Raw genomic sequence first — 11,640 nt, 5'->3', positions numbered from 1 at the left:
CCCCCGGGCCGGGCGGCGCGGTCTGGGCGGGTGCGGTGTCCAGGGTGCGGGCGGATGTGTAACGGACGGCGAGTGTCATCGCGGGGTCAGGGTCCCTTCAGCGCGGACGCCGATGGTCAGCAACAGGTTGGCGTAGGTACGGGTGTCGGCGGTGACGATCGCCAGCGCCAGGTCGGGGGAGCGGGCGGCGTCGTAGAACTCGAAGCGGCCGAGCGTTTCGACCGGTACGGGCGCCAGCATCGAGCGGTACTCGGCGATGGCGGGCGGCTCCGGTTCGCCCTCGGGCGGCACCATCACGTGGGCCGACTCCACGGGCAGCGCGCGCAGCAGCACGTCGAGCACGGTGGTGACGTCCAGCAGGCCGGGGGCCAGGTTGAGATGGACGGTGGTGGCCCGTTCGCCGGTGGCCGTGCTCGCGGGGTAGTGGCCGTCGGCGAGCAGCACACGGGCGCCGTGGCCGGCTCCGGCCAGGGACCGGAGGATCTCTGGGTGCAGCAGTTCGGTCAGGAGCACGGTTCCTCCTTCAGTTGGTAGAACGCGGTAGCGGTGCAGGCGAGGACCGCGTCGGCCTCCTCGGCGGAGCAGTCGTGCAGCAGCTCCTCGACGGTGGCGGCCCACCGGTTCCAGCCGCCCGCCAGGACACAGACCGGCCAGTCGGAGCCGAACATCAGCCGGTCGGGGCCGAAGGCGGTCAGCAGGACGTCCCACACCGGTCGGATGTCGTCGACGGTCCACTTCTCGTGATCGGCCTCGGTGACCAGTCCGGACACCTTGCACCGCACCTGCTCATGGGCCGCCAGCCGCCGCACGTTCCTCTCCCAGCCGTCCAGATCGTGCTCGGCGATGGGCGGTTTTCCGGCGTGGTCGAGGACCAGGGGCAGCTCCGGGAAGCGGTCGGCCAGGCGGATCGCCTGCGGGAACTGGTGGCTGCGGACCAGCAGGTCGTACGCGAGTCCGCGTCCGCCCACCGCCCGCAACCCCCGTTCCACGGAGGCCCGTTGCAGCCACTCGGGATCGGACTCGCCCTGGACGAGATGGCGTACGGAGCGCAGGTACCGCCCGCCGGGCCCCGACCGCAGGTCGTCGAGCACGTCCCCGATCCCGGGGGAGGTGAGGTCCGCCCAGCCGACGACCGCCCCGATCAGGGGGTCTTCGTCGGCCAGGGCGAGCAGTTCCCGGGTCTCGGGAACCGACGTGACGCACTGGACGACCACCGTGCGGGTAAGGCGCCGTCCGGAGATGGTCCGGGTGGCGGAGGTGCGCAGGTCGTCGGGGCCGAAGGTGCGGCGAATGGGCTCGAGGCCGGGCTCGTCCAGCCAGGGTTGTGGGCGGTGGCCGAGATCCCACAGGTGGTGGTGGGAGTCGACGAGTCCGGGGCGGTCAGACACGGGTGGACCAGACGGGGCCGTCGGGGTAGGTGTACTCCTTGAGGGAGTCCGAGTGCATCTGGGCGCTCAGTCCCGGGAGGGTGGGTGCGAGGTAGTGGCCGTCGGTGACGCGCACCGGGTCGACGAAGTGCTCGTGCAGGTGGTCGACGTACTCGATGACGCGGTCCTCGGTGGTGCCGGAGACGGCGACGTAGTCGAACATCGACAGGTGCTGGACCATCTCGCACAGGCCCACACCGCCGGCGTGCGGGCAGACCGGGACGCCGAACTTGGCGGCGAGCAGCAGGATGGCGATGTTCTCGTTGACGCCGCCGACGCGTGCGGAGTCGATCTGGACGATGTCGACCGAGCCCGCCTGCAACAGCTGCTTGAAGACGACGCGGTTGGCGATGTGTTCGCCGGTGGCGACCTTGATGGGGCTGACGGCCCTGCGGACGGCGGCGTGGCCGAGGATGTCGTCGGGGGAGGTGGGTTCCTCGATCCAGTACGGCTGGTAGGGGGCGAGTTCGCGCATCCAGTCGATGGCGGCCTGGACGTCCCATCTCTGGTTGGCGTCGACGGCGATGCGGATGCCGTCGCCGACGGTCTCGCGGGCGGTGCGCATGCGCCGGACGTCGTCCGCGAGGTCCGCGCCGACCTTCAGCTTGATCTGGGTGAAGCCGTCGGCGACGGCCTCGCGGGCCAGGCGGGCCAGCTTCTCGTCGGAGTAGCCGAGCCAGCCCGGGGTGGTGGTGTAGGCGGGGTAGCCCTGGTCGAGCAGGTGGGAGACGCGTTCCTGGCGGCCGGGCTCGGCGCGCTTGAGGATCTCCAGCGCCTCCTCGGGGGTGAGGGCGTCGGAGAGCCAGCGGAAGTCGACCTGGGCGACCAGGTCCTCCGGTGACATCTCGCCGAGGAAGCGCCACACGGGCTGGCCGGCGCGCTTGGCCGCGAGGTCCCAGGCGGCGTTGACGACGGCGCCGGTGGCCATGTGGATGGCGCCCTTCTCCGGGCCGAGCCAGCGCAGTTGGGGGTCGTGGACGAGGGAGCGGGAGAACGCTCCGAGGTCGCCGCAGACCTCCTCGACGGACAGGCCGACGACGTGCGGGGCGAGGGCCGCGATGGCGGCGGCCTGGACGTCGTTGCCGCGGCCGGTCGTGAAGGCCAGAGCATGGCCCTCCAGTCCGTCCCCGGCGTCGGTGCGCAGGACCACGTAGGCGGCGGAGTAGTCGGGTTCGGGGTTCATCGCGTCCGACCCGTCCAGGTGCTCGGACGTCGGGAAACGCACGTCGAGGACGTCCAGGGCGGTGATGCGGGCAGAGGCAGGGGAGGGGGACAGGGCGGATGACATGGCGACAACTCCTGTGACAGCAGGGGCGACTCGGCCCGTGCGACGAGATGGGGGAAGTGGGGGTGACGGGCGGCCGGGTCGGCCGCCCGGTTCACTCCTGGACCTTGCCGCCCGTGATGCGTGAGATGGTCAGTGCGACCAGGATGATCAGACCGTTGAGGGCGCCGATCCACTGGGCGGGGACACCGGCGAGCGTGAGCACGTTCTGGATCATGAACAGCAGGAGGATGCCGCTGAACGCTCCGAACATGGTTCCCTTGCCGCCGTTGAGGCTGATCCCGCCGATCACGGCGGCGGCGAAGACGGTGAAGATGTAGCCGTTGCCCTGCGCCGAGGCGACCGAGGCGAGGCGTCCGGAGAGCAGCAGCCCGGCGAGGGCGGCGAGCACGCTCCCGGTGACGATGACGATCCACAGCACCCGGTCGGTGCGGATGCCGGCCGCCTTCGCCGCGTCGACGTTGCCGCCGATGGCGTACAACGAACGTCCGAAGCTGGTCCAGCCGAGCACCACGATCGCGACGGCGAACAGCACCAGGCAGATCCAGATCGAGGCCGGCATGCCGAACCATTCGGCGGTGCCGAAGTAGAGCATCGACTCCGGCAGCTGGAAGAAGGTCTGACCGCCGGAGATACCGGTGAGGACACCGCGCAGCACGATCAGCATGCCGAGGGTGACGATGAAGCCGTTGAGACCGAAGCGGATGATCAGCACCGCGTTGATCACACCGACCAGCGCGCCCACGGCGAGCGTGACGGGGATGGCCCAGCCGCCGGGCAGGAGCCCGAGTCCGTGTCCCGCGCCGGTCGGCACCACCAGCCAGGCGGCGACACCGGGCGCGAGGCCCATGGTGGACTCCAGCGACAGGTCCATCTTCTTGACGATCAGGATCATCGTCTGGGCGAGGACCAGCAGGGCCATCTCGGACATGGTCTGCAGGACGTTGATGAGGTTGTCCGCCTGCAGGAAGACCGGGTTGACGATCTGGCCGACGATCGCGATCGCGACGATCGCGGGAACCAGGGCGAGGTCACGCAGCCGGGCCAGGGGGATCCGGCCACCGAGCAACGCGGTCCGCTTGGCCTGCGGTTCCGAGGCCTTGGGAGCGGATGGGTCCGCGAGGACGGTTTCAGACATGGAGGTCCACTCCTTCCATCGCGGCCACGAGGTCGTGGTCGTGCCAGCCGCGGGCGATCTCTGAGGTCACACGGCCCTGGAACATCACCAGGACCCGGTCGCACATGCGCAGGTCGTCCAGCTCGTCGGAGGCGATGAGCACTCCGGTGCCGGTCTGCGCGGTCTCCTCGACCTTGCCGAGGAGGAACTCCTTGGAGCGCACGTCCACGCCCGCGGTCGGATTGATCAGGACCAGCAGCCGGGGGTCGTCGGCGAGGGCGCGGGCCATGACGACCTTCTGCTGGTTGCCGCCGGAGAGGGCGGAGACGGGCAGCTCGGGCCCGGGCGTCTTGATCGCCAGATGCTCGATCATGCCCTCGGCGAGCCGGTCGCGCCGGCCCCGGCTGAGGAACCCGTACTCGCCGAGCCGGCGGGGGACGGACAGCGTGGCGTTGTCCGCGATCGACATGTCCGGCACGAAGCCCTGGTGATGCCGGTCCTGCGGGACGAATCCGGCGCCCGCGGCGAGCGCGGCGGGCACACTGCCCGGCTTCGGCCGCTTCCCGGCGATCTCCACCTCACCGCCGTCCGCCGCCCGCAGTCCCACGACGGTCTCGGCGACCTCGGTACGACCGCTGCCGGCGGCCCCCGCGAGGCCCACGATCTCCCCGGCCCCGACCTGGAAGGTGACGTCCTCGTACGCGTCGCCGCTCAGGCCCGTCACGGCCAGAGCCGCCGTCGCCCGGGTGTCGAGGGTGCTCGCCCGCTCCTCGCGCCGGTCGCCCGCCGCCTCACCGGTCATCGCGGCGACCAGCTCCGTGCGGGGGAGTTCCGCGACCGGCGCGGTCACGATGTGCCGGGCGTCCCGGAACACCGTCACCATGTCGCAGATCTCGTAGACCTCCTGGAGGTGGTGGCTGATGAACAGGAAAGTCACGCCCTGGCGTTGCAGGTCGCGGATCCTGTCGAAGAGCCGGTTGATGGCCGCCCCGTCGAGCTGGGCCGTCGGCTCGTCGAGGATGATGAACCGGGCCCCGAAGGACAGTGCGCGGGCGATCTCCACGAACTGCCGCTGCTCCACGCTCAGATCACCGGCCGGGGCCTGCGGATCCACGTCCACCGACCACGTCGCGAGCAGCTCCTGCGCCCGGCGGCGCACGCCCGGCCAGCTGATCAGCCGGTTGCGGCCGTGGTCGTGCCGGTTGAGGAAGAGGTTCTCGGCGACGGTCAGCGTGGGGATGATCGTCGACTTCTGGTAGACACAGGCGACTCGTTGCCGCCAGGCGTCCCGGTCGGTGAGCCGGGGGGCGGGCTCGCCGCCGAAGGTCACCGTTCCCTCGTCCGGCGCCTGGAGTCCGGTGAGGACGGACACCAGGGTCGACTTGCCGGCCCCGTTGCGGCCGACGAGCGCGTGGGTCTCGCCCGGCCGGATGGTGATCCGGGCGCCGCTGAGGGCCACCGTCGGACCGAATTTCTTGACTATGCCCGTCGCCTCGACGACAGGCGGGTCCACCAGGACCCGCCCACCGTCCGCCCGGGCGGATGCGGGGGTCACTGCTCGCTCCCCGTCGTTCATCTCAACCGCCTTGTCTAGATGCGCCGTTGTCGTCCCTGACGGGCCATCAGCCGAGGTTGTTGCCCCACAGCGACTTGTCGTCGCTCTTCACGCTGGGCACGCCGCCGTAGGTGCCGCCGTCGGCGGTGACGAGGGGGGCGGACAGCTGGTCCTCGAGCAGGCCGGGACGGACCTGGATGATGGTGCTGTCGTGGTCGGTCTTGCCGGGCTTGAACGTCTTCCCGTCGATCGCGGCCTTCAGGTAGTACAGGGCGTACTTGGCGTAGAGGTCGGCCGGCTGCGAGACAGTGGCGTCGATCTTGCCCGCGGCGATGTCCTTCAGCTCCTCCGGAATGCCGTCGTTGGAGACGATGAAGACGTGCTTCTTGTCCTTCGGGTCGACCAGCAGACCCTTCTGCTTGAGCACCTGGAGCGTGCCGGCCAAGGCGAAACTGGACTCCATGTAGACGCCCTTGATGTCCGGGTTGGCGGTCAGGTCCGTCTGCAGCTTCTGAGCGGCGACCGCGCCGTCCCAGTTGGTGGCCTCGCCGAGCACCTTGATGCCCGGGTAGCTCTTCTTCATGCAGTCGTTGAACGCCTCGGTGCGGTCACGGCCGTTGATGGAGTCCAGGCCGCCCTCCAGCATGACGACCTTGCCCTTGCCGCCCAGCTTGGTGCCCAGGTACTGGCACGCCTTCTCGCCGTACGCCCGGTTGTCGGCGCGCACCACCATGAACACGTTGCCGTTGTCGGGGCGGGTGTCGACGGTGACGACCGGGATCTTCTTCGCCTTCAGCTGTGACAGCGTCGGCGCGATGGCGGCGGTGTCCTGCGGGGCCATCGCGATGCCCTTGACGCCCTGGCTGATGAACGTCTGCGCGTTGGCGGTCAGCTTGGCGACGTCGTTCTGCGAGTTGGTGGTCTTGAGGGAGAGGCCCAGCTGCTTGGCGTACTCCGGCGTGTACTTGATGTACGAGTTCCAGAAGTCGGTGTCGGAGCGCGGGTAGTCGACGCCGACCAGGGGCGAGTCGGTCGACGACGCCGAGGTGCTGGCGCCACCACCGCAGGCGCTGAGCAGCGCCAGTGCGGACAGGACGGAGGCGGTGGAACAGAGGACGCTTCTGAGTCTCATCGGTACTTCCTCGGGCTGGGTCCAGGAGAGATGGGATGTATGTATAGGCAGGATTGGGGCACGCTGTCTAGTCCCTCGTAGGTCACGTGATGAAATCGCAGTTCAAAGGGATGGTGAAGAGCGAAGGTGGAGAGGGTGTGGAGATCATCCATCCCATCAATCAACATCGATCTCTGTGGCGAACCAACCAGGGGATTCCCGTGAGACATGCCATGTTTAGGGCGCAGCAATTACTGACGAAATGGTTCTCAAGCGGCAAAACGGCTGGTCAATCCTCGGTTTTCATCCCTGCGCACCCGTTGACATCACGTGGACACATGACCGAACTTCATGCGTAACCGCCCCCACCCTGTCCTCCTCCGCACCAGGGATGTCCTCATGTCCAGCTCTTCGATCAACAGACGCCGGTTCCTCGCCGGCTCCACCTGCGTGGCCGCGGCCGCCGTAGCCGGAGGCCTGTTCGGTGCCGGCAGCGCGCAGGCGGCGCCCAGCACGTACACGCCCGACTGGAATTCGGTGGACCAGCACCCGCCGGCCCCGGAGTGGTTCCAGGACGCCAAGTTCGGCATCTACTTCCACTGGGGTGTCTTCAGCGTTCCGGCGTACGACAACGAGTGGTACCCGCGCAACATGTACCAAAGCGGCAGCAACGCCAACCAACACCACATCGCGACCTACGGCCAGCCCTCGGCGTGGCCGTACCACAACTTCATCAATGGGGCTCAGGACCTGGCGGGCAACACCGTGAAGTTCGCGCCGAAGCTGAAGTCGGCGGGCGGCAACTTCGACCCCGACGAGTGGGCGCAGTTGTTCGTCGACGCCGGCGCGAGGTTCGCCGGCCCCGTCGCAGAGCACCACGACGGCTTCTCCATGTGGGACAGCCAGGTCAACGAGTGGAACTCGGTGAACAAGGGCCCTGGGCTCAACCTGCTGCAGCTCTTCACCACGGCCATCCGCGCCAAGAACCTCAAGCTGCTGGTGGCCATGCACCACGCGTACAACTACAACGGCTTCTACCAGTACGCTCCCGCCCAGACCGACCCCAGCCTCAAGAAGCTCTACGGCCAGCTGGGCGCGACGGCGGAGAACCAGCTCTGGTACGACAAGCTCAAGGAGGTCATCGACCGCGCCCAGCCCGACATCCTGTGGCAGGACTTCAAGCTCGACGCGGTCGACGAGACACAGCGGCTGAACTTCCTGTCGTACTACTACAACCAGGCCAACAGCTGGGGCCGCGAGGTCGTCGCCACCTACAAGGACGGCATGAACGGCAAGGGCGAGGTCTTCGACTACGAGCGCGGCGGCCCGGCCGACCTCACCTCCCCGTACTGGCTCACCGACGACAGCATCTCCAGCAGCAGCTGGTGCTACACACAAGGCATCGGCTACTACACCACCCAGCAGATGCTGCACTCGTTCCTCGACCGGGTCAGCAAGAACGGCAACGTGCTGCTGAACATCGCCCCGATGGCCGACGGCACGATCCCGCAGGCTCAGAAGAACATCCTGCTCGGCATCGGCGACTACCTGAAGCGCTTCGGCGAGTCGGTGTACAGCACCCGGGCGTGGACCACGTACGGCGAGGGACCCACGAAGATGGGCGGCGGCTCCTTCACCAACCCGACGGCCGGCACCCCGCAGGACATCCGCTTCACCCGCAACAAGGCGAACAACGTCCTGTACGCCACCATCCTCGGCTGGCCGGGCAGCTCAGTGACGATCAAGACCCTCGGCTCGAACCAGATCGACCTCTCCTCACTGACCTCGGTGAAGCTGCTCGACTCGACCGCCGGCAACTACATCAGCCTGGCGACGCCGACACAGACCTCCACCGGCCTCACGGTGGCCCTGCCTTCCTCGGCGCCGTTCAGCGCCAACGCGTACGTCCTCAAGCTCACCTTCTCCGGAGACATCCCCGCCCTGCGGCTGTCCGGCGCCGTCGCCTTCGCGGACGTCAACTACGTCGGCACCGGTGCTGCGCTCGCTCTCGGCGACTACACCGCGAGTGCGCTGACGTCGGCCGGACTGGGCCCCAACGTCCTTTCCTCCCTCCGGCTGGCCGCGGGCTGCCAGGTGATCGGCTACTCAGGGGACAACTTCACCGGCACCTCCTGGACCTTCACCGCCGACAACCCCGACCTGCGGGTCACCGGCAACAACGACGCGATCACGTCGCTGAAGGTGCAGTTCAACCCCTCGACATACTTCCGGATCACCAACGCCACCGACGGCCTGGCCCTGGACAGCGGCGGCAACGTCGCCTCCGGGTCCAACCTCAAGCAGTGGACCTGGGACGGCAGCAACAACCTCCAGTGGCAGGCGGTGGCGGTCGGCGGTGGCTACTACAAGCTGGTCAACCGCACCAACGGCATGGTCGCCGACGGCTGGGGTGCCACCACCAACGGCTCCGCCGCCCGGCAGGCCGCTTGGAACGGCGGCACCAACCAGCAGTGGACGATCACCCATCGCGGAGCCGGCCGCTACTCCGTCGCCAACCGCACCACCGGACTCGTCCTCGACGGCGGCGGCAACGTCGCCTCGGGCTCCATCACCAAGCAGTGGTCGTACGGCAGCAGCACCAACCTGCTGTGGACCTTCACGGCCCAGTGATCCCCTCGGGGTGTGACGAGCGGTCGTGGTCGCTCGTCACACCCCGGCGCGAGATCCGGTGCCCCCGGTCAGAGCCGCTCCGTGCCCGCCGGTACGCCGAGCAGGACACGACCGGTCGTCTCCCACGTGCCCGTCTTCACCTGGACGTGGGCGGTGGCGGTGGTCGCGTCCCGGAACCGGCGCTGCAGCGGTGAGGGACGACGTAGTCGTCGGAGCCAACCGGGCCCCCACCGCCTGCCGTTGAGCTGGGGAACGACCAGCTGTCTTGAGGGAGTCGCGGACCGTACTTGTCCGCAAGCCCCGCTAGCGTGCCCTGTATGACGAAGACGACGGCCGCCACGGCCCCCGTGCTCGGCGCCCGCGCCCTGAACCGTGCGACCCTCGGCCGGCAACTGCTCCTGCGGCGTTCGCCGATGGGTGCCGAGGCGGCCGTCACGCATCTGGTCGGTCTCCAGGCGCAGAACGTGAAGCCGCCGTACCACGCGCTCGCCGCCCGCCTGGAGGGGTTCGCCCCCGAGCAGCTGTCGGAGCTCATGGCCGAGCGTCGGGTCGTGCGCATCGTCACCCTGCGCTCGACCATCCACACGCACACCGCCGAGGACTGCCTCACCCTGCGGCCACTGGTGCAGCCCGCCCGGGAGCGCGAGCTCGGCCTCTTCCGCAAGCGGCTCGCCGGCGTCGACCTGGACCGCCTCGCCGCCCTGGCCCGCGCGTTCGTCGAGGCGGAGCCGCGCACCATGAAGCAGTTGCGCGAGGCCCTGCTCGTCGAGTGGCCGGACGCCGATCCGCAGGCCCTCGCCATCGCCGCCCGCTGCAGGCTGCCGCTCGTCCAGGTCACACCGCGGGGCCTGTGGGGCCGGAGCGGCCAGGTCGCCCTCACCACCGCCGAGCACTGGCTCGGCCGCGACAGTGCGGAGGCGCCCGCCCCGGACGAGGCCGTCCTGCGCTACCTCGCCGCCTTCGGGCCCGCCTCCGTCAAGGACATGCAGACCTGGTCCGGCCTCACCCGCCTGCGCCCCGCGTTCGAACGGCTGCGCCCGCGACTGCTCACCTTCCGGGACACCAACGGCGTCGAGCTGTTCGACCTGCCCGACGCACCCCGCCCCGACCCCGCCACCCCGGCCCCGCCCCGCTTCCTCCCCGAGTTCGACAACCTGCTCCTCTCCCACGCGGACCGTACCCGCGTCATCCCCGAGGAGTACTGGGGCCGCAGTTGGCAGCGGAACGTGGCGTACTCGACCCTCCTCGTCGACGGCTTCCTGGCCGGCGTGTGGAAGCTGACGGAGGACGCCCTCGTCGTCGAGCCCTTCGGCCGCCTCACCGGGGCGCAGCGGGAGGAGGTCGCCGCGGAGGGGGAGCGGATGCTCGCGGTGCTGCATCCGGGAAGCGCGTACGACGTCCGGTTCGGGACCGTCGTGGGCGCCTGAACGGCTCCGGGATCCAAGTGGACGCGTGGATAGAGGGCGCTGCGGGCCGCTCGTGGAGGCTCGCAGCGCCCCCTGGTATTCACCTGAGGGGTGCTCAGGAATTCTTCCGGGTCACGAGGTGACCTGTGCGGTCACCAGGCCGGAGAAGGTGGTCAGCCGGGTGTAGATGCCCGGGTAACCGGCCTGCGCGCAGCCCTCGCCCCAAGAAGTGATCCCTGCCAGGACGCCCCCGATGAGCAGGGGACCGCCGCTGTCGCCCTGGCAGGTGTCTGTGCCGCCGGAGGTGTATCCGGCGCAAACCATGTCGCTCGCGACGAAGTCGGAGCCGTACGAGCCGGCGCAGCCGGCGTTGGACACGATCGGCACGGTCGCCGTCCGCAGCTGGTTGGAGGAGCTGCCGTTCTCCGAGGTGGTGCCCCAGCCGAGGATGCGGGCGGTGGTGCCGGCCGCGTACACGGACGTGTTTGAGGAGGAGACGTACTTCGCCGTGGTGTACGGCATCGACGTCGACAGTGTCAGGACGGCCACGTCGTCGCCGTTGGTGGCGTCCGTGTAACTCGGGTGGACCAGATCTTGCTGACGCGGCTGACCGTGCCGTTGGTGCCGTTGAGGTAGGTGCGCCCGCCGACCACTCGGACGCTGCCGGTGGACTCGCCGACCATGCAGTGCGCGGCCGTGACGACCTTCGTGGGGGAGACGAGGGTGCCGCCGCAGAACTGGTTCTGCGAGGCGTCCGTGATCTGCATGACGAACGGGTACGCGGTCGTCGTGGTGGTCGTGCCGCCCACGATCGGCTGGGGCGCGGCGACGGCGGTGGGGGCGCCGGCGAGCGCGGTGACGGCCGCGGCCGCGGTTGCCGCGAGGACCGCGGCGGTCTGTCTGACACGGGTGAGCCCGAACATGAGTCTCCTCAGCGGGGGTTGCCGGTGGGGGGTCGCGCGGGTGTGGGGGGTTTGCACGGGGGCCGCGGGACCGACCCCCGTGTGCCCGGGCGAGCGGCACGTCCCTCACGCTATGGCCTGGCGCACCCCGACCCCAATGAGGGAACCCCCTACCCACGGAAGGAGTCGGGCAGGGAAAACCCTCG

8 protein-coding genes and 1 pseudogene are annotated in these 11,640 nt (G+C 69.3%); 2 read left to right on the top strand and 7 right to left on the bottom strand.

The genetic code is table 11. From position 1 onward, the window contains the following. Positions 1–75: 75 nt before the first annotated feature. The 6 genes from IG99_RS35440 to IG99_RS35415 form a co-directional block, all read right to left on the bottom strand. A complete protein-coding gene (locus IG99_RS35440; RefSeq protein WP_037681531.1) occupies positions 76–513 on the bottom strand; it encodes an RbsD/FucU domain-containing protein in 438 nt (145 codons plus the stop codon). Continuing rightward, a complete protein-coding gene (locus IG99_RS35435; RefSeq protein WP_037681529.1) occupies positions 504–1,388 on the bottom strand; it encodes an amidohydrolase family protein in 885 nt (294 codons plus the stop codon). The genes IG99_RS35440 and IG99_RS35435 overlap by 10 nt, the downstream gene beginning before the upstream one ends. Further along, positions 1,381–2,715, bottom strand: coding sequence for an L-fuconate dehydratase (locus IG99_RS35430; protein ID WP_078948108.1), 1,335 nt, complete (start codon positions 2,713–2,715; stop codon positions 1,381–1,383). The genes IG99_RS35435 and IG99_RS35430 overlap by 8 nt, the downstream gene beginning before the upstream one ends. 91 nt (positions 2,716–2,806) lie before the next feature. Then, positions 2,807–3,850 (bottom strand): ABC transporter permease, encoded by a 1,044-nt coding sequence (locus IG99_RS35425; RefSeq protein WP_037681526.1) that lies wholly within the window; start codon positions 3,848–3,850, stop codon positions 2,807–2,809. Continuing rightward, a complete protein-coding gene (locus tag IG99_RS35420) occupies positions 3,843–5,405 on the bottom strand; it encodes a sugar ABC transporter ATP-binding protein (protein ID WP_037681524.1) in 1,563 nt (520 codons plus the stop codon). Before IG99_RS35420 ends, IG99_RS35425 begins: the two co-directional genes overlap by 8 nt. Positions 5,406–5,451: 46 nt before the next feature. Further along, positions 5,452–6,516 carry a sugar ABC transporter substrate-binding protein gene (locus IG99_RS35415; RefSeq protein WP_037681522.1) on the bottom strand — a complete coding sequence of 355 codons (1,065 nt, stop codon included), beginning with the start codon at positions 6,514–6,516 and terminating at the stop codon, positions 5,452–5,454. A 378-nt stretch (positions 6,517–6,894) separates the two neighbouring features. Here IG99_RS35415 and IG99_RS35410 point away from each other — a divergent pair, with 378 nt between their 5' ends. Together IG99_RS35410 and IG99_RS35405 are read left to right on the top strand one after the other, a co-directional pair. Continuing rightward, positions 6,895–9,126 (top strand): alpha-L-fucosidase, encoded by a 2,232-nt coding sequence (locus tag IG99_RS35410; RefSeq protein ID WP_037681519.1) that lies wholly within the window; start codon positions 6,895–6,897, stop codon positions 9,124–9,126. Positions 9,127–9,443: 317 nt separating this feature from the next. Continuing rightward, the gene (locus tag IG99_RS35405) at positions 9,444–10,553 is read left to right on the top strand and encodes a winged helix DNA-binding domain-containing protein (RefSeq protein WP_037681516.1); all 1,110 of its coding nucleotides are present in this window, start codon (positions 9,444–9,446) and stop codon (positions 10,551–10,553) included. A 111-nt stretch (positions 10,554–10,664) separates the two neighbouring features. On the opposite strand, the pseudogene IG99_RS35400 reads toward IG99_RS35405, so the two are convergent. After that, positions 10,665–11,455 (bottom strand): annotated as a pseudogene (locus tag IG99_RS35400) (S1 family peptidase). Positions 11,456–11,640 lie beyond the last annotated feature (185 nt).

It is taken from the genome of Streptomyces griseus subsp. griseus (assembly GCF_000720255.1).
Classification (GTDB): Bacteria; Actinomycetota; Actinomycetes; order Streptomycetales; family Streptomycetaceae; genus Streptomyces; species Streptomyces griseus_I.
This window is presented reverse-complemented; position numbering and strand designations above follow the sequence as displayed.